Below are 18112 nucleotides of genomic sequence, written 5' to 3'. Positions count from 1 at the left end.
TTAATATACCTAACTTTTATTCGTCTTATTATTTATACGGGCTTCACAAAGTGTTCAAAGTTAAATTTAAAATGGAAAGGGCTTTTCTTAAGTACAATAATAAGCCAGTAATTATATTTAGAGTAGATGATAAAATCGCAGTAATAAATAATGATGATCCTGTTTATTTCGATCAAAATTTATATGAACAAGTAGACGCCTATTTTGTTACAAACAAACTTTTGGATATTGGATCTTTTCAACAAAAAAAAGTAAAAGCGTTGTTTCCGCACTACCCAATAAATATTTTACCCCTTTACTTAAAACTCTTCAACCTTAGTTTAATTAAATATTTAAAGCTAAAAGTACTAGCGAGAGAGATTTATATTTTATTAAGGAGACCATCTTATAGGGAATATCATTTAAAAACAGAAAAAGATAATTATATATTTTTCACTGCAAGTATTTGGAAAAAAGAAGCAGAAACAAATAATATTAGAGCAGAATTTATTCGCTATTGCAAACAAGACGCTCGTATAAATTTTGAAGGGGGTTTTATTCCTCGTTCTGATGGAAATAATTTTGATTTTGAAGATGAATTGAATGAAAAAAAATACACACCTAAGGCCTTTTCTAAATTAAGCAAAAAGTCTAAAATAGTCTTAAATAACCCTGCTGTTTATGGTGCTGTTAGTTGGCGTTTAGCGGAATACTTGAATCAAAGTTTATTTGTTTTATCATTTCCGTTTAAAATAGAGCTCCCAATTCCTTTAAATCATGAAAAGGACATTTACTATATTGAAAATACTAACGATTATGGAAAAGTATTTGATAAAGTTTTAAATAGTTCTGATTTTCATAAAAAAATAGCTGGGAATGGAAAACGATACTTTTCTAAGTACTGTACTCCCGAAGCCCAAGCTAAATATGTTGTAAATGCTATATTTGAATAAAGTTTGTATTATTTTGAATATATAAAAATGATCAATGAAATTCTTAATCATATCTCATGTTGAACATAAATTAAATGGCAAAACCATTTCAGCTTATGCACCTTATGTTCGTGAAATGAATATTTGGTTAAAACATGTTGATGAAGTACATATTGTTGCCCCCAAAATTTCAGAAAAAAAGAATGCCATTGACTTAGATTATAAACATAATAACTTGAACTTTAAAGAAGTTTCTTCTTTAGAGTTTACAAGTATAAAAAAGGCGTTTTTGTCTATTTATAAAATACCTTTGATTATAATAACTCTCTTTAAAGCTTGTAAAAGAGCAGATCATATACATTTACGCTGCCCAGGAAATATTGGTTTATTAGGCTGTTTGGTACAAATCTTTTTCCCACATAAATTAAAAACAGCTAAATATGCAGGAAATTGGGACCCAAAGGCGAAACAACCATGGAGTTATAAATTTCAGAAGCGGTTGTTGTCAAATACTTTTTTAACGAAAAAAATAACAGTTTTGGTTTACGGTGATTGGAAAAATCAGTCAAAAAACATAAAACCCTTTTTTACAGCTACCTACTCAGATAATGAAAAGGAGCCACTAAAAAATAGAAATTATTCTAAATTATTGAAATTCGTTTTTATAGGAAGTTTGGTTAAGGGGAAACGTCCGTTATTAGCAATAAAAATAGTTGAAGCGTTATATAAAAAAGGAAAAAACATTCAATTAGATATATATGGAGAAGGTATTTTAAAGGAAGAACTCCAGCAATATATGGTAAATAATAAGTTAGAAGGTTTTGTAAAAATATTGGGTAATAAAGAAAAGGAAATCATAAAAAAAACTTTAAAATCGGCTCATTTTTTAATATTACCATCAAAATCCGAAGGTTGGCCAAAAGCCATTGCTGAAGCTATGTTTTTTGGTGTTATTCCAATAAGTACTTCAATGTCATGTGTTCCTCATATGTTGGATAATGGTAAACGAGGTATTTTGATTGAATCTGAATTAGAAAAGGCTGTATATAAAATAGAAAATTCATTAAACGACATTGAACAGTTAAAATTAATGTCAAACAATGCTTTAAAATGGTCTCAAAATTATACATTGGAAACCTTTGAGGTAGAAATTATGAAACTATTAAAAGTTTAAATGAAAGTATTACAATTAATAGACTCTTTAGAAGCAGGTGGGGCTGAGCGTGTGGCAGTTAATATAGCTAATGCTTTGTCATCAAATATTGAAGGGTCTTTTTTGTGCGCAACTCGTAAAGAAGGACTTTTAAAAGAAAGTCTTTCAACCAAAGTGGGCTATCTATTTTTGAATAAAACTAAGACTCTTGATTTTACTGCAATTAAAACGTTAAGTAGTTTTATTAAAGAACATGAAATACAAATTATTCACGCACATTCTTCCTCATTTTTTCTAGCAACTTTAATAAAATTATTAAACCGAAAAATTATTGTTATTTGGCATGACCACTTTGGCAACAGTGAATTTTTAAGTAACAGAAAAGCTGGTGTTTTAAAATGGTGTTCCAAATATTTCACACATATTTTTAGTGTAAACAAATCTTTAGAAACTTGGGCAAAACAAAATTTAAAGTGCAGAAGTGTTACTTATTTACCAAATTTCGCAACAATAAACCAAGTCTTAGCCAAAACCAGTTTAAAAGGAGAAGAAGGAAAGCGAATAGTGTGTTTAGCAAATTTAAGACCTCAGAAAGATTATATTACGCTGCTGGAAGCTTTTGCAATAGTTTTAAAACGACACCCTGATTGGACGTTACATGGTATAGGTAAAAGCTTTAATGATGATTATGCAAAATCAATTGATAATAAAATTAAAGAACTTGATTTAAGCAAATCGGTTTATTTGTACGGAATCAAACCAGATATTTATAATATTTTAAATCAGTGCGAAATCGGAGTATTATCTTCAAAATCTGAGGGCTTACCAATTGCATTATTAGAATATGGTTTAGCTAAATTAGCAGTTGTTGCAACTAAAGTTGGGGAATGTGAATCGGTTATCGCCCATCAACATAATGGAATTTTGGTTAATCCTTCAATGCCTAATGAATTGTCTAATGCATTATCTTTATATATTGAGAACCCCGAATTAAGACATGATTTCGCTATGCGTTTTAACCGACAAATTGAGAAAAATTTTTCCCAAAAAAAGCAAATAGAAACCATTTTAAGCACATATAATTCTTATCTAAAATAAAATTGAAAAGCTTTAATTACATAAAAATCATTGTATTACATGTTTTAATTGGCTTTTTAATCCATACGTTTTCAGGGTTGTCAAAAGTGTATTTACTAGTAATATTTATTTATTTTACGAACGAAATATTTAAAGTAAAACCATCTCAACGCGCCATAAAAGTTTTAATAGCTTGTAGCTATGTAGTAGGAGCAGAGGTGTTTTTAAGGATGACTGGAGGTAATTTTCTATATGAAGCTTCAAAGTATTTGGTCATTCTATTTACTTTAATGGGCATTCTTACTATTAACTTAACTAAGCAACCCATTCCCTATATTGTGTATATTTTTCTTCTTATTCCTGGAATATTGGTAGCAGGATTTAACATCACAGAAGAAACTACTATTCGTACAGCCATTGCGTTTAACTTAAGCGGACCCATATGCTTGGGCATAGTATCTATATTTTGTTACAAAAGGCAAGTACTTTATGATAATATGCATAAAATATTGTTATACATGGCATTGCCTTTAATAGCTATGACAACATATTTGTTCTTTTTTACTCCAGATATTCGAGAAACAATTACTGGAACGGGCTCTAATTTTGCTGCCTCAGGTGGCTTTGGTCCTAACCAAGTATCTACAGTTTTGGGGTTAGGAATGTTTGTATTTAGTGTGCGTTTTTTTATGCTTTCACCGACCTTAACGCTAAAAATAATCAATGGTTTATTATTGGCAGCTATGAGTTTTAGAGGTATAGTAACCTTTAGCCGAGGAGGTGTTATAACGGCACTTTTTATGATTGCCGCCTTTATTTATTTTTATTTTAAAAAGGTTAATGTCAAAGCAAAGTTTAGAATTAGCAGAATGGTTTTGATTTTTGCGAGTCTAGGATTATTGGTTTGGCTTTATTCATCAATTCAGACAAGCGGTTTAATTGAAAATAGATATGCCAATAAAGATGCATTAGGTAGAGAGAAAGAAGATATTTCTACAGGAAGAACTGATTTAATTTCTTTTGAATTAGATGAATTTTTTAAAAACCCAGTTTTAGGTGTAGGTGTTGGAAAAATAAAAGAATTAAGACAGCAAAATGAAGGTATTGAAGCGGCATCTCATAACGAAATGAGCCGTATATTATCTGAACATGGACTATTTGGATTAATAGCGTTGTTAATTTTATTAGCAGCACCATTACTATTAAGAGTCAAAAACAAATCAAATATCTTTTTTTATTCCTTATATATATTTTGGTTTTTTACTATTAATCACTCCTCAATGCGAATCGCCGCACCTGCTTTCGTTTACGGGTTGTGTTTGTTAAGTATTCAATATAAAGCAAAACCGAAAGGGAAAATTGATAAAACGAAGTTAAATAGACACTAAAATCATTAAGAAATTACCTTGAAATGTATCGTTTACATAGGAAATAAATCAAATAATTATAAAAAAACAAATTTGTCATCAATTGATGTATTGGCACCTTTATTAAGCGAAACTAACTTTAAAGTTATATCGGCATCACATAAAAAAAGCATCATTATTCGATTATTACATATGCTTTATACCTGTTTTAAGTATAGAAAAAAAGCAGATTATGTTTTAATTGATACGTATAGCACATTAAATTTTTACTACGCTTTTTTTGTGAGCCAACTGTGTAGAATTTTAAAATTAAAGTATATTCCATTATTACACGGTGGGAATTTGCCAGAAAGACTAAAAACCTCACCAGTACTTTCAAAAGCAATATTTAATAATGCCCATATAAATGTTGCGCCTTCAATTTTTATAAAGAGAAAATTTGAAGAATTTGCAGTTTTGAATGTTATTAATATTCCTAATTCAATAGAATTAGCTAAATACCCATTTAAACAAAGAAATTATAGCAAAGTTAAATTACTCTGGGTACGCTCGTTTTCAAAAATTTATAACCCATTATTAGCCATAAGAGTTTTAAAAATGTTAAAAGATGATAACCTAGAAGCGGAGCTTTGTATGGTTGGTCCTGATGGTGATGGAAGTTTTTTAGAAGCTAGAGAACTGGCAAAACAATCAAAAGTAGATGTTACCTTTACAGGGAAACTATCAAAAAAAGAATGGATTTCTTTATCTACAAATTATAATTTTTTTATAAACACCACCAATTTTGATAATATGCCTGTTAGTGTTATTGAAGCTATGGCACTCGGTTTGCCCGTCATTTCTACTAATGTGGGTGGAATGCCTTTTTTAATTGAAAATGGCAAAGAGGGTGTTTTAATAGAACCTAACTCAGTTGAATCATTTGTTGACGCAATAAAAGAGTTACATAGTACACCAGATAAAGCAAATCAAATAGCATTGTCTGCTAGAAAAAGGGTTGAGAATTTTGATTGGAATATTGTTAAAAATCAATGGATTAAACTCTTGCAATAATTTCTAGCTTAATTAAATTTACTTATTATCTTTATAGTCTCTCAAGTTTAGCTCTAAATAATGTCTTATACAGGTATTCATTTTAATATATCAGAACGTAAAATTCTACTTCGTATCTTCGATATATTATCAATTCTTATTGTACTTTATTTTGTTAGCAACACTTTTGATTTTGATTATTTTACAATTACAAAAGAAAACTGGAGATGGACTCTAGTTTTAATTTTATATGTTTCGATATTCGGAACCGTGTTTGAATTATACGATTTGCAAAAATCTAGTAAAATTGAAAAGTTTTCTACTAGTATTGTATTTACCGTTTCAATAACCGTATTATTTTATTTACTTACACCATTTTTCACACCAGTTTTACCTGATAATCGATTGCAAATTCTATTCTTTTATTTTGCGATGCTAGTTGCATTGTTTTTATGGAGAATTGCTTATGTATCCTTTATAGTGTCACCTAGGTTTTATAAAAAAGTATTAATCATAGGAGAAACTTCAAACATAGAAACCATAATAGAGGCCTTTAAAAGTTCCGACCCTAATTATAAAATTGTTGGCTTTGTAAATTGTGAATTAAATAAGTTTGAGTCCATTAAATTCAATGCTATTCCTCAATATACACCTAAACAAATAAAACAAGTTATTAAGGACGAAAACATATCAGAAATTGTTATTGCTAGCTACAATTCTGAAGCTATAACCTCAGAAATATATTATACACTCATTAGGTTGCTGGAAGAAGGTTTGCCTATAAAGGAATATACTCAGGTTTATGAAGAGATGACCCAAAGAATACCGGTACAATTTGTTGGAAAAGATTTTTATAAGTATTTCCCATTTAGTAGAAGTAATCAAAATAAGTTATATCTGTTTTTTCATCGACTTTTTGACATAATAATTTCGGTATTAGGTATTTTAATTGGTGTATTGTTTTTACCAGTCATTCTTCTTGGAAACGCTATAGGTAATCGTGGACGTCTTTTTTATTTACAAGATAGGATGGGTAAAAATGGTAAGGTTTTTAAAATAATTAAGTTTAGAACCATGATTAAAAATGCTGAAAAATCTGGTGCGGTTTGGGCTAAAAAAGGAGATGTAAGAATTACGCCTTTTGGTAAGTTTTTAAGGTATTCTAGATTGGATGAAATACCTCAATTTTATAATATTTTAAAAAGTGAAATGAGTTTAATTGGGCCGCGACCAGAACGTCCATTTTTTGTGAAAGAACTTTCGCAAATGTTACCTTTTTATGAAACGCGTCACATCATTAAACCCGGTTTAACAGGTTGGGCGCAAGTAAAAACACGCTATGGGTCTTCCGTTGATGATAGTTTGCTTAAACTACAATACGATTTGTATTATATAAAACATCGTAGCTTCTTTTTAGATGCTAATATTCTTGTTAAAACACTCAGTACAGTGATATTTTTTAGAGGACAGTAACCTGCTTTTTGTAGTAAGAAATTAAATAAAGGTATCTTATAAATAAAGCAATTAAAAACGGAATCAATCCAATAGCAAAAACTTGAACTCCTATAATCCAATGAAGTGTTAAAAGGCACAATAGGATTGCTAAAAGTTTTATGTATTTAATAAACCATGCACTTACTTTCTTCCGAAAAAGCTGACCAATTACTAATACGTTTAAGGCAAAAGCCCAAAGCAAGTTGTAATTTTGATGTGTTCCTTTATGGTCGGTAGCAAACCAAAGTAGTAGTATAAAAACACCTACTAAGCCAGTAATTATAAACAGAGTAATATCTAGCCATTTACTTTGTGAATTCTTTTTACGGTCTTTGTATGTAATAAATAGAATAAAGAACCCTATAAGTCCAAAAACAAATAGCGGACTTGTGAAAAATGAATTTGATTTAACTCTCTCTTTTTCCTGGAATAATACACGACTGCTTTTTACTAAAGGTTTTTCACCATTGTTTAAACTTGCACTTTCAAAAAATAGATAAATGTTTTCGGGTAAAAACATGTGGTCTTCAGAAGTGGCTTTTCTATCAATTACAGAGCCCAAAGCCACATCAATACCCAAACTTCCCCAAGAGTTTCTGTTTAAATTATTCTGAATTAAAGTTCTAAAAGTAGCGTCTTTGTAATCTTCTGGTTTATTAAAAGTAATGGAATTATTTACTGCTATTTTAGCAACATCCTTAATTTTTGTAGCACAATTATCGAAAAAGAAATCGTATAAATAGCGTCTGTTTTCTGGTTTATAATTATTGATTAAAAAGTCGTAGAGTTTCTGTTTCTCAGCTTGATTTAAGTTTAAAGCTTGTTCTTTTATAGTTCTATTGTAATAGGCATAAATTTGATAAAATCTTTGAAAATCGATTTTGCTAATTAAATAGTTAAGCTTTCCTTGAGCAAACTTTAAATAAAAATTAGGAGCATCAAAATCGTATTCGCCATAGCCATAAGTAACGTCAAGATTATTTACGGGGTCTTTGATTCTAAAGGCACTATGGCCAAAAGAATCATTTAGAGATTCACCTGGACCAATTGTAAGTACACTAATTTCAGCTTGTTCGGATAAAGTAATGTTTTGGGCAATAACTAATTTTACAGATATAAAAAGAAATAGAAAAAGTAGTGCTTTTTTCATGTATTAAATTTACCTAAAAATACTGAAATCAAGTTTTAACGAAAACACGTTGGAATATAATGCCACACTTTGGTCGCCAATATCTGTAAAAGCGTAGTCAATTTGAATACCATTGTATTTAAAACCAACACCAAAACTGGGTTGAAAACTTAGTTGCTCGCTATTATCAATTTGTAATTCATTTTGAAAATTACCCATTCCAGCACGTAAATAAACCATGTCTATGTATCCAAACTCAAAGCCTAAGGCAGGATTAATGCTAGCAAATGATGTTGAAATAACATCATTATTTTCTTCAAACCTAATATTTAAATTTACCGCTGTTAACAGTGTATAATCCACATTAAAATCTACCATTTTTGAAACACCTATTTGTAATTTAGGTATAGTAATTTCGGTTGTTTCGGGTAATTCTTGATTTTGTCCGGCAACGGCGTTTTGCACTTTGGCAAATTCTTCTTCGTTAATAGCCCATGCGTTAAAAGTAGTTGTGATATCCCGCGCCATAACACCAAATTTCCAGTTGTTATTGGTTTCAAACTGAATGCCTAAATCTAAACCGAATCCCCAAGAAGAAGCAAAATCACCTATAATTCTACGGATAATCTTAGCGTTTACACCATAATTCAAACCTTGCACTGGTAATGCTCTGGCATAGGAAAATGTAAGTCCGTAATCAGCAGTTGAGAACAAACTTATTCTGTCGTAATTAATATTACCTTGTTCATCAATAAGTTGTGTAGTGTTTAAAATATCATCTACCGCAAAACGAATCAGCGAAACTCCAATAGCACTTTGATTGTCTAAAGGCATAGCAAAAGCAGCATAATCGTAATTTGCAATGTTAGCGAAATAACTAGAGTGCATTAATGCCAACTGGTTATCTTCAAGTTTTAAAAGTCCAGCAGGATTCCAATATCCAGAATTTACATCGGCAGTTTGAGATGTAACGGCACTACTCATACCCAATGCAGCAGCGTCTACACCAATGTTCATAAACTCATTAGAGTATTTTCTAACAGTTTGACTAAAGACTGAAACAGACAAAACAAAAAATAATGCAGTAATGTAAGGTCTCAAACGCAATTTTTTTACAAAGATGCACATAATATTTAAACCTATAAACTTGAAAATATAACAGATATTGCTTTCAACTGAAATTGTTTGCTATTTTTACAATATTAAAATAAATATATGAAGAAATTTATACCAAATGGATTAACGCTCTTAAACCTACTTTGTGGCTGTATTGCTGTTATTTTTGTGGTTAACAGTAACTTTGTAACGGCTTCATTTTTTGTTTTTCTCGGTATATTTTTCGATTTTTTTGATGGTTTTGCGGCCAGAAAACTAAACGTACAAAGCGATTTAGGCGTACAGCTTGATTCGTTGGCAGATATGGTTACGAGTGGAGTAGTACCAGGATTGATAGTTTATAAGCTTATCGAGCTTTCCGATTTAAGCTGGGGAGAAACCAATGTTATGCCATATTTTGGTTTAGCAATAACCTTGGCATCTGCTTACCGACTGGCAAAATTTAATATTGACGAAGACCAACAAACGTATTTTAAAGGCTTACCAACGCCTGCAAATACACTTCTAATAGTATCATTACCATTAATTTTAGAGTTTCAAAATAGTGATGCTATTAACGCTATTATTCTTAACGAATGGTTTTTAATTGGCCTTACCATACTAAGCTGTTATCTACTAAATTCAAGCATCAAACTTTTTGCTTTAAAGTTTAAAGATTATAGTTTTAAAGGAAATGCAACTAGATATATTTTTATTTTACTGTGTTTGGTATTATTAATTGTTTTGCATTTTGCAGCCATACCTATGATTATTCTGCTTTACATACTCATGTCTTTACTAGATAATTTAACTTCAAAATAAAATTTTAAATGGCTTCTGGTTTTTTTGCTTTACTAGATGATATTGCTGCATTAATGGATGATGTAGTAGTTATGAGTAAAATATCCACAAAAAAAACAGCGGGTATTTTAGGGGATGACTTAGCGGTAAATGCTGAAAAAGCAACTGGTTTTGTTTCCTCTAGAGAGTTGCCTGTGCTTTGGGCAATAACCAAAGGATCTGCGCGAAACAAGCTTATTATCCTCCCAGTTGCATTTTTACTAAGTGCTTTTGCGCCTTGGGCAATTACATTAGCGCTTATTCTTGGTGCCATTTATTTGGCTTATGAAGGCGCGGAAAAAATTTATGAATACGTTGTGCCTCATGAAACTGAAACTGAAGAGCACGTAGGTTTAAAGGCTAATCTTTCTAAAAAAGAACTATTAGAGCTTGAAAAAACAAAGATAAAATCAGCCATTTTTACAGATTTCATTTTATCAGTTGAAATTGTCATTATTGCACTTGGAACGGTATTAGAAAAACCCATTTTATTCCAGGTTTTAGTAGTCTCAATTGTTTGTATTATTGCTACTGTTGGAGTTTATGGTATTGTGGCATTAATAGTTAGAATGGATGATTTAGGCTACAGGCTAGTTAAATTCAGTAAAAGAGAGAAAAGCATTTCAAAAACCATAGGTTACTTATTAATTAGAGCTTTACCGATAATAATAAAGAGTTTAGCCGTAATAGGTACAATTGCGTTAATACTTGTAGCAGGTGGTATTTTTTCTCATAATGTGGAATATATTCATCACTTTTTAGAGAAAATAGAATTACCGACAATTGTTGAAGAAATTATTGTTGGACTTCTGGTTGGAATTTTATCTTTATTTTTTGTGAAAATTTTTAAAAAGATTTTTTATAAGAAAAATGCCGATAACTAATCTCTAATCTTTTTTTTACGAAGTTCGAAGTTTTGCCCTAAATACACTTTACGTACCATTTCATCATTGGCAAGCTCTTCAGGTTCACCAGCTTTAAGAATACTACCTTCAAACATTAAATAGGTTCTATCAGTAATTGCAAGGGTTTCTTGTACGTTGTGGTCGGTAATTAAAATACCAATATTCTTTTTGGTAAGTTGTGCTACAATACGTTGAATATCTTCTACTGCCACCGGGTCTACTCCTGCAAAAGGCTCATCCAAAAGAATAAAATTAGGGTCAGTTGCTAAGGCACGTGCAATTTCTGTTCGTCTACGCTCACCACCAGACAATAAATCGCCACGACTTTTTCTAATATGCCCTAAACCAAATTCTTCAATAAGCGACTCCATTTTATGATGCTGCTCTTTTTTGCTAAGTTTAGTAAGCTGTAACACGCTTAAAATATTGTCCTCAATACTCAATTTTCTAAATACCGATGCTTCTTGCGCCAAATAGCCTATGCCGTTTTGAGCCCGTTTGTACATGGGGTATTTGGTTATTTCGGTATTATCTAAATAAATATGCCCACCATTGGGTTTTATAAGGCCTACAATCATGTAAAAAGAGGTTGTTTTTCCTGCTCCGTTAGGACCTAAAAGACCTACAATTTCACCTTGGTTAACTTCCAAGGAAACATCTTTTACTACTTTTCGTCCGCTATAGGACTTCATTAAATTTTCGGCTCTTAAAATCATATTTGCAATAACGTAAATTTTATCTATTTATTGGCTTCCAAAGCATCCCAAAATTCGTAGGCGCGTCGTAAATGTGGTATTACAATAGTACCACCAACCAAAGTAGCGATACTTAAAGCTTCAACAACTTCTTCTTTTTTTAATCCCATTTTATAGCTTGTTTCTAAATGATACTTTACACAATCATCACATCGTAAAACAGCAGAAGCCACTAAACCAAGAAGTTCTTTTGTTTTAACATCTAAAGCCCCTTCTGCGTAAGCGTTCGTATCTAAATTAAAAATACGCTTAATAACTTTGTTGTTATCAGCAAGAATTTTATCATTCATCCTAGAACGATAATCATTAAATTCAGTAACAATATCAGACATGCTTTTTCTCTTTTCGTTTTTGATTTCTAACTACAATTTTTGAAATGTAAATACTTACTTGGTATAAAATTAAAATCGGGATAGCTACTATAACCTGACTTGCAATATCTGGTGGCGTAATGATTGCCGATAGCACTAACACTAAAACCAAGGCATACTTTCTGTATTTTCTTAAAACCTCTGGGGTAACCAAACCTACTTTTGTTAAAAAGTAAATAATTATTGGCAATTCGAAAATTAAGCCCGATGCTAACGCAGAAGAACGCACTAAAGCAATGTATGAGCTAATATCTATTTGATTGTCAACAACATCAGAAATGCTATAATTCGCTAAAAAATTAAGCGAAAGCGGGGTTACTATATAATACCCAAATAAGACGCCTATAAAGAATAATAACGATGAAATAATGATAAACCCACGCGAATGTTTGCGTTCATTTTGATGCAATCCGGGGCTAATAAATTTCCAAAGTTGATAAATTACATAAGGAAATGAGATAACAAATCCACCTAAAATAGCGGTCCAAATATCTGCTGAAAACTGCCCCGCCATGGTACGGTTTTGAATAATCATTGGCATTTCTTCAGCACAAAAAGTGGTGCTAACACCTATATAATTTGCTGCCCTACATAGAAAATCATAGGTTGGGAAGTTCATTTTTAAGGGCGCAAAAATAATTTGCTCAAAAATAAAACGGCTAAAAATAAAAGCTAAAGTCGCAACACTAATAACTGCAATGCAAATTCGAATTAAATGCCAGCGTAAATCTTCAAGATGATCTAAAAAAGACATCTCATTAATATCTTTTTTCGCCATTATATAATACCTTCTTTTATTAAATCGTGCAGATGCACTACACCTGCATATATACCATTTTCTTCTACAAGCAATTGCGATATATCGTTTGCTTCCATAAGCTCCAATGCATCAATAGCCATAGCACTATTATCAATACGTCTGGGGTTAGAACTCATAATATCCTTAGCGGTTAATTTTGAAAAATCATCAACCTTAGATAGCATTCTTCTTAAATCGCCATCCGTAATAATTCCGATTATCTTGTCATTATCAACAACCGCCGTTACACCGAGCATTTTTTCGGAAATTTCAACAATCACCTTTTTTATACTCGTATCTGGGTTCACTTTTGGTTTTTGGTTTACAGAAGAAATGTCTTCAACACGCAAATACAGTTTTTTACCTAAAGCACCACCTGGGTGATATTTAGCAAAATCATTACTAGAAAAACCTCTAAGGTCAAGCAAACACACAGCAAGTGCATCACCAATAACTAGTTGTGCCGTAGTACTAGTAGTAGGCGCTAGATTATTGGGACACGCTTCTTTTTCAACAAAAGCATCCAAGATATAGTTTGCATTTTGCCCCAAAAAAGACGCTTTATTACCCGTAATGGCAATAATTTTGTTTTTAGCACTTTTAATAAGAGGAAGCAGTACTTTAATTTCTGGAGTGTTGCCGCTTTTTGAAATACAAATTACAACGTCATCTTTAAGAATAAGTCCTAAATCACCATGAATGGCGTCAGCAGCATGCATAAAAATAGCTGGTGTACCAGTAGAATTTAAGGTAGCTACAATTTTATTTGCTATAATAGCGCTTTTACCAATACCTGTAATGATAACACGACCTTTGGAGTTATATATGAGTTGCACAGCATGAGCAAAATCATCAGTAATTAAGTTAGACAAATTTAAAATGGATTCTCCTTCCATTTTAATAGTTTGTTTCGCTATATTTATAATAGAATTATTGTCTTTCAAATTTTACTATTTTTTTGTTGCTTTTTAAAGATTTTGTTATCTTTAAGGATGACCAAAATTTAATTTGTTTTAATTTAGATTTTAGTTACAAAACTAACGAAAAAAATATGAGGGTTCTCCAAATACAATATTAAATTAGTTAATTAATTTTAATGACGATTTGGGTTTTATACGAATAAATTAATTTTTTAGTAATTGATGTTAATAGCAAAAACTGACTTACATGCTGCGTTAAAAAAATATTTTGGATTTAATAAGTTCAAAGGTCTTCAAGAAGGTGTAGTAGAGAGCATTTTATTAGGAAATCACACATTTGTAATTATGCCAACAGGAGGAGGAAAATCCCTCTGTTACCAGTTACCCGCTTTAATGCAAGAAGGTACAGCGATTGTAGTGTCTCCTTTAATTGCCTTAATGAAAAATCAAGTTGATGCCATACGAGGAGTATCAAAAGAAGATGGGGTAGCACATGTATTAAATTCTTCACTAAATAAAACTGAAGTAAAACAAGTAAAACACGATATTGTAAATGGTGTTACAAAATTGCTTTATGTGGCTCCAGAATCGCTTACCAAAGAAGAAAATGTTGATTTTTTAAAGTCCGTGAAAATTTCTTTTATGGCCATAGATGAGGCGCATTGTATTAGCGAATGGGGTCATGATTTTAGACCAGAATACCGAAATTTAAGACATATTATTGGTAGAATAGGAGATAACATTCCGATAATTGGACTAACGGCAACTGCAACACCAAAAGTACAAGAAGATATTATTAAAAACTTAGGAATTGCTGGAGCTAAAACATTTAAAGCTTCTTTTAACCGACCTAACTTATACTACGAAGTACGTCCAAAAACAAAAAATGTAGATGCTGATATTATTAGGTTTGTAAAACAAAATCAAGGAAAATCTGGCATTATATACTGTTTAAGTAGAAAACGTGTTGAAGAACTCGCACAAGTGCTTCAAGTAAATGGTATAAATGCGGTGCCTTATCATGCAGGACTTGATGCAAAAACACGCGTGAAACATCAAGATATGTTTTTAATGGAAGATTGTGATGTGGTTGTAGCTACTATTGCATTTGGCATGGGTATCGATAAACCCGACGTACGTTTTGTAATTCATCATGATATTCCTAAAAGTATTGAAAGTTATTACCAAGAAACTGGTAGAGCAGGACGTGATGGCGGTGAAGGCCATTGTTTAGCCTATTATTCTTATAAAGACATTGAAAAGTTAGAAAAGTTTATGTCCGGTAAGCCTGTAGCAGAACAAGAAATTGGTCAAGCTTTGTTACAAGAAGTTGTAGCATTTGCTGAAACTTCCATTTCAAGGAGAAAATTTATTTTACATTATTTTGGTGAAGAGTTTGATAATGAAACCGGAGAAGGTGGCGATATGGATGATAATATTCGTCATCCTAAAAAGAAACACGAAGCACAAGATGATGTTAAATTGCTTTTAGAAACCATTGATATTACTAACGAAAAATATAAATCTAAAGATTTGGTTGCTGTTATCATTGGTAAAGAAAATGCCTTGATAAACTCTCATAAAACCAATGAATTACCCTTTTTTGGTAAAGGAAAAGATAAAGATAAAAAGTATTGGATGGCTTTATTGCGCCAGGTTTTAGTGGCTGGTTATCTAAAAAAGGATATTGAAACTTACGGAATTATTAAGTTAACCAAAGCGGGTAAAAACTTTATAAAAACTCCGGAAAGTTTTATGATGACAGAAGATCATATTTTTGAAGGAGAGCAAGAAGATGGAAGCATTATTACAAGTGCAAAAAGTAGTGGTAATGTGGCTGACGAAGTTTTAATGGGGATGTTAAAAGATCTTCGTAAAAAGAACGCTAAAAAATTAGATGTACCGCCTTTTGTTATTTTTCAAGATCCTTCTTTGGAGGATATGGCTTTAAAATACCCAATAAATTTAACCGAACTAGCCAATGTTCATGGAGTTGGAGACGGAAAAGCTAAAAAGTATGGAAAGGATTTTGTGGAGTTAATAGCTAAATATGTTGAAGAAAACGATATTATTCGTCCAGACGATTTAGTAGTGAAATCTACTGGTAGTAATTCAGCGAACAAGCTTTATATTATTCAAAATATTGATAGAAAATTACCGCTTGATGATATTGCTTCATCAAAGGGTATGAGTATGGAAGATTTTATTAAAGAAATGGAAGCTATTGTATATTCTGGTACTAAATTGAACATAAGCTATTGGATAGACGAGATTTTAGATGAAGACCAGCAGGAAGAAATTCATGATTATTTTATGGATACGGATTCTGATAGTATTGACAAGGCTATAAAAGAGTTTGATGGTGATTATGACGATGAAGAACTTAGACTATATCGTATAAAATTTATTAGTGAAGTAGCTAATTAATTTTTAATCCATTTTACCATTTTTTACGTTTGTTTAACGTGATTGTATGCAAGGGTTTTCGAAAGTAAGCTAGAACAAGCAATAAATTATACACGTTGTTGTACGCTGGCTTTTTTATTCAGTTGCCATATTCTGCCAATTCAATTTCTTCGTCACTTGGCAACCAACCATTATTAATTTTGTCAATTAGTTCGATCAAATGCTTTTTTACTTTTCGTTGAGTAAAATCCAAACAAACAACTTTGTCAATTTCTATTTTAGGGTCATGAGCAAGAGTTGTCGCAAACCAAAAGCCTTCACTGAAGTTATCATGTGAAGTAGTCATTAGGCTTGAGTCATAATCAAATTCCTTTTTATTCTGAATCTCATAATCTACAGCACGTCCTACAAATTCTTCGTCAAAGTATTGTTCTGTCCAATATGATAAAGTTCCAGCACTACAAGTGTAAGATACATTTTTGTTCATGCATACTTTTACAACCACCGGAACTAATTCCTCATCTTCCTTATTCGCTATCGTAAAAGCAACCCAATCATTTTTCGGCAATGAAGATTTCCATTCAGAGTTATTTCTAATCTGAACATAATATATTTTTCTTCTATTTATCCTGCCTATTAGTTCCATTTTTCAGCTTGTGTTCAATGCAATGATGTAAATCTTGGTTACTGAAACAAGTTCAGCACAAGTAAACGAAGTTATCCTTTTTTTTTAACTAAATCAAGTGATGATTTCCCCCGTTTCATCTCAATATAAAATCTACAAATTAGTTTTAAAACTTAAAGCCTTTTAATTCCTAACATTTTAACTTACTTCCTTATATTTGCACTTTCTTAAAAATTAGAACAATGCAAGACGGTTTATACGCAAAATTTAACACAACAAAAGGAGAAATTCTAGTAGCTTTAGAATACAAAAAAACACCTGGAACAGTAGGTAATTTTGTAGCTTTGGCTGAAGGAAATTTAGAAAATAAAGTAAAACCACAAGGAACACCTTATTATGATGGTTTAAAATTTCATAGAGTCATTCCAGATTTTATGATTCAAGGCGGTTGCCCACAAGGTTCGGGTTCAGGAAACCCTGGTTACCAATTTGATGATGAGTTTCATTCAGATTTAAAACATGATGGTCCAGGTGTATTATCAATGGCTAATGCGGGTCCTGGAACTAATGGAAGTCAATTTTTTATAACACATATTGAAACACCTTGGTTAGATAATAATCATACCGTGTTTGGTAAGGTTGAACACGGACAAGAAGTGGTTGATGCTATTGAACAGGGTGATAAAATAGAAACTTTAGAAATTGTTCGTGTAGGTTCAGAAGCTGAATCGTTTAATGCCATCGAAGCCTTTAGAACATTTGAAGGTTCTAGAGAAAAAAGACTGGCTGAAGAGAAGGCTAAAGCCGAAGCTGAATTAGATAAATTGGCAGCAGGTTTTAAATCAACTGAGAGTGGTTTACGTTACCAAATTCTACAGAATGGAAATGGTGCTAAAGCTGAGAAAGGTAAAACCGTATCGGTGCATTATAAAGGTCAATTAGCTGATGGAACTGTTTTTGATTCTTCATATAAACGTAATGAACCTATAGACTTTTTATTGGGTATGGGTCAAGTCATTTCTGGTTGGGATGAAGGGATTCAACTTTTAAAAATAGGCGATAAAGCACGTTTTGTTATCCCTAGTCATTTAGGATATGGTAGTAGAGGTGCTGGAGGCGTTATTCCACCAAATGCTACTTTAATTTTTGATGTAGAATTGATGAACGTAAAATAATATTTTCATCATTTTTAAAATATTTTAAGCACTTCTATTGAAGTGCTTTTTTTATATT

The 18112-nt window shown here is 31.5% G+C and carries 17 protein-coding genes; 10 read left to right on the top strand and 7 right to left on the bottom strand.

Annotation, left to right across the window (positions count from 1 at the left end):
* Window positions 1–71: 71 nt before the first annotated feature.
* The 6 genes from L3X39_RS06615 (at window position 72) to L3X39_RS06590 (ending at window position 7013) form a co-directional block, all read left to right on the top strand.
* Window positions 72–932 (top strand): hypothetical protein, encoded by an 861-nt coding sequence (locus L3X39_RS06615; RefSeq protein ID WP_237230987.1) that lies wholly within the window; start codon window positions 72–74, stop codon window positions 930–932.
* A 34-nt stretch (window positions 933–966) separates the two neighbouring features.
* Window positions 967–2085 (top strand): glycosyltransferase family 4 protein, encoded by a 1119-nt coding sequence (locus L3X39_RS06610; protein WP_237230986.1) that lies wholly within the window; start codon window positions 967–969, stop codon window positions 2083–2085.
* Window positions 2086–3162, top strand: coding sequence for a glycosyltransferase (locus L3X39_RS06605; protein ID WP_237230985.1), 1077 nt, complete (start codon window positions 2086–2088; stop codon window positions 3160–3162).
* Window positions 3163–3164: 2 nt separating this feature from the next.
* Entirely contained in the window at window positions 3165–4529 is a 1365-nt protein-coding gene (locus tag L3X39_RS06600; protein ID WP_237230984.1) for an O-antigen ligase family protein, read from the top strand.
* 72 nt (window positions 4530–4601) lie between these two features.
* Window positions 4602–5561 (top strand): glycosyltransferase family 4 protein, encoded by a 960-nt coding sequence (locus L3X39_RS06595; RefSeq protein ID WP_237230983.1) that lies wholly within the window; start codon window positions 4602–4604, stop codon window positions 5559–5561.
* Window positions 5562–5621: 60 nt separating this feature from the next.
* Window positions 5622–7013 carry an exopolysaccharide biosynthesis polyprenyl glycosylphosphotransferase gene (locus L3X39_RS06590; RefSeq protein ID WP_237230982.1) on the top strand — a complete coding sequence of 464 codons (1392 nt, stop codon included), beginning with the start codon at window positions 5622–5624 and terminating at the stop codon, window positions 7011–7013.
* Here the strand turns inward: L3X39_RS06590 and L3X39_RS06585 are convergent.
* Both L3X39_RS06585 and L3X39_RS06580 read right to left on the bottom strand, forming a co-directional pair.
* The gene (locus tag L3X39_RS06585; protein WP_237230981.1) at window positions 7000–8184 is read right to left on the bottom strand and encodes a lipoprotein N-acyltransferase Lnb domain-containing protein; all 1185 of its coding nucleotides are present in this window, start codon (window positions 8182–8184) and stop codon (window positions 7000–7002) included. The two genes, L3X39_RS06590 and L3X39_RS06585, sit on opposite strands and share 14 nt — an antisense overlap.
* A gap of 9 nt (window positions 8185–8193) precedes the next feature.
* Window positions 8194–9264 (bottom strand): putative type IX sorting system protein PorV2, encoded by a 1071-nt coding sequence (locus tag L3X39_RS06580; protein ID WP_452124568.1) that lies wholly within the window; start codon window positions 9262–9264, stop codon window positions 8194–8196.
* 114 nt (window positions 9265–9378) lie between these two features.
* Here L3X39_RS06580 and pssA point away from each other — a divergent pair, with 114 nt between their 5' ends.
* Together pssA and L3X39_RS06570 are read left to right on the top strand one after the other, a co-directional pair.
* On the top strand, window positions 9379–10080 hold the full coding sequence (pssA, locus tag L3X39_RS06575) for a CDP-diacylglycerol--serine O-phosphatidyltransferase (protein ID WP_237230980.1): 702 nt from the start codon (window positions 9379–9381) through the stop codon (window positions 10078–10080).
* A gap of 8 nt (window positions 10081–10088) precedes the next feature.
* Entirely contained in the window at window positions 10089–10982 is an 894-nt protein-coding gene (locus L3X39_RS06570; RefSeq protein WP_237230979.1) for a DUF808 domain-containing protein, read from the top strand.
* On the opposite strand, the gene lptB is transcribed toward L3X39_RS06570, so the two are convergent.
* From lptB to L3X39_RS06550, 4 genes are read right to left on the bottom strand one after another with little or no spacing between them, the layout of a single operon-like run.
* Window positions 10979–11719 (bottom strand): LPS export ABC transporter ATP-binding protein, encoded by a 741-nt coding sequence (lptB, locus tag L3X39_RS06565; RefSeq protein WP_237230978.1) that lies wholly within the window; start codon window positions 11717–11719, stop codon window positions 10979–10981. The genes L3X39_RS06570 and lptB overlap by 4 nt on opposite strands.
* A 23-nt stretch (window positions 11720–11742) precedes the next feature.
* Entirely contained in the window at window positions 11743–12090 is a 348-nt protein-coding gene (locus tag L3X39_RS06560; protein ID WP_237230977.1) for a carboxymuconolactone decarboxylase family protein, read from the bottom strand.
* Window positions 12083–12907, bottom strand: coding sequence for a twin-arginine translocase subunit TatC (gene tatC, locus L3X39_RS06555; protein ID WP_237230976.1), 825 nt, complete (start codon window positions 12905–12907; stop codon window positions 12083–12085). Before tatC ends, L3X39_RS06560 begins: the two co-directional genes overlap by 8 nt.
* Complete coding sequence (locus L3X39_RS06550; protein ID WP_237231314.1) at window positions 12907–13824, bottom strand: KpsF/GutQ family sugar-phosphate isomerase; 918 nt, start codon at window positions 13822–13824, stop codon at window positions 12907–12909. The genes tatC and L3X39_RS06550 overlap by 1 nt, the downstream gene beginning before the upstream one ends.
* Before the next feature lie 246 nt (window positions 13825–14070).
* Here L3X39_RS06550 and recQ point away from each other — a divergent pair, with 246 nt between their 5' ends.
* Window positions 14071–16275 (top strand): DNA helicase RecQ, encoded by a 2205-nt coding sequence (gene recQ / locus L3X39_RS06545; RefSeq protein WP_237231313.1) that lies wholly within the window; start codon window positions 14071–14073, stop codon window positions 16273–16275.
* A gap of 118 nt (window positions 16276–16393) precedes the next feature.
* On the opposite strand, the gene L3X39_RS06540 is transcribed toward recQ, so the two are convergent.
* The gene (locus L3X39_RS06540) at window positions 16394–16900 is read right to left on the bottom strand and encodes a DUF7684 family protein (RefSeq protein ID WP_237230975.1); all 507 of its coding nucleotides are present in this window, start codon (window positions 16898–16900) and stop codon (window positions 16394–16396) included.
* A gap of 221 nt (window positions 16901–17121) precedes the next feature.
* On the opposite strand from L3X39_RS06540, the gene L3X39_RS06535 reads away from it, so the two are divergent.
* Window positions 17122–18054 carry a peptidylprolyl isomerase gene (locus tag L3X39_RS06535; protein ID WP_237230974.1) on the top strand — a complete coding sequence of 311 codons (933 nt, stop codon included), beginning with the start codon at window positions 17122–17124 and terminating at the stop codon, window positions 18052–18054.
* Window positions 18055–18112 lie beyond the last annotated feature (58 nt).

The sequence above is a fragment of the Flaviramulus multivorans genome (assembly GCF_021728415.1).
GTDB classification, from domain to species: domain Bacteria; phylum Bacteroidota; class Bacteroidia; order Flavobacteriales; family Flavobacteriaceae; genus Sabulilitoribacter; species Sabulilitoribacter multivorans.
This window is presented reverse-complemented; position numbering and strand designations above follow the sequence as displayed.

Excerpts from the sequence above, each read along its gene's own strand:
- L3X39_RS06615 (WP_237230987.1), top strand. The coding sequence starts at position 72 with ATGGAAAGGGCTTTTCTTAAGTACAATAATAAGCCAGTAATTATATTT.
- L3X39_RS06610 (WP_237230986.1), top strand. The coding sequence starts at position 967 with ATGAAATTCTTAATCATATCTCATGTTGAACATAAATTAAATGGCAAA.
- L3X39_RS06605 (WP_237230985.1), top strand. The coding sequence starts at position 2,086 with ATGAAAGTATTACAATTAATAGACTCTTTAGAAGCAGGTGGGGCTGAG.
- L3X39_RS06590 (WP_237230982.1), top strand. The coding sequence starts at position 5,622 with ATGTCTTATACAGGTATTCATTTTAATATATCAGAACGTAAAATTCTA.
- L3X39_RS06585 (WP_237230981.1), bottom strand. The coding sequence starts at position 8,184 with ATGAAAAAAGCACTACTTTTTCTATTTCTTTTTATATCTGTAAAATTA.
- pssA (WP_237230980.1), top strand. The coding sequence starts at position 9,379 with ATGAAGAAATTTATACCAAATGGATTAACGCTCTTAAACCTACTTTGT.
- L3X39_RS06570 (WP_237230979.1), top strand. The coding sequence starts at position 10,089 with ATGGCTTCTGGTTTTTTTGCTTTACTAGATGATATTGCTGCATTAATG.
- lptB (WP_237230978.1), bottom strand. The coding sequence starts at position 11,719 with ATGATTTTAAGAGCCGAAAATTTAATGAAGTCCTATAGCGGACGAAAA.
- L3X39_RS06560 (WP_237230977.1), bottom strand. The coding sequence starts at position 12,090 with ATGTCTGATATTGTTACTGAATTTAATGATTATCGTTCTAGGATGAAT.
- tatC (WP_237230976.1), bottom strand. The coding sequence starts at position 12,907 with ATGGCGAAAAAAGATATTAATGAGATGTCTTTTTTAGATCATCTTGAA.
- L3X39_RS06550 (WP_237231314.1), bottom strand. The coding sequence starts at position 13,824 with ATGGAAGGAGAATCCATTTTAAATTTGTCTAACTTAATTACTGATGAT.
- recQ (WP_237231313.1), top strand. The coding sequence starts at position 14,071 with ATGTTAATAGCAAAAACTGACTTACATGCTGCGTTAAAAAAATATTTT.
- L3X39_RS06540 (WP_237230975.1), bottom strand. The coding sequence starts at position 16,900 with ATGGAACTAATAGGCAGGATAAATAGAAGAAAAATATATTATGTTCAG.
- L3X39_RS06535 (WP_237230974.1), top strand. The coding sequence starts at position 17,122 with ATGCAAGACGGTTTATACGCAAAATTTAACACAACAAAAGGAGAAATT.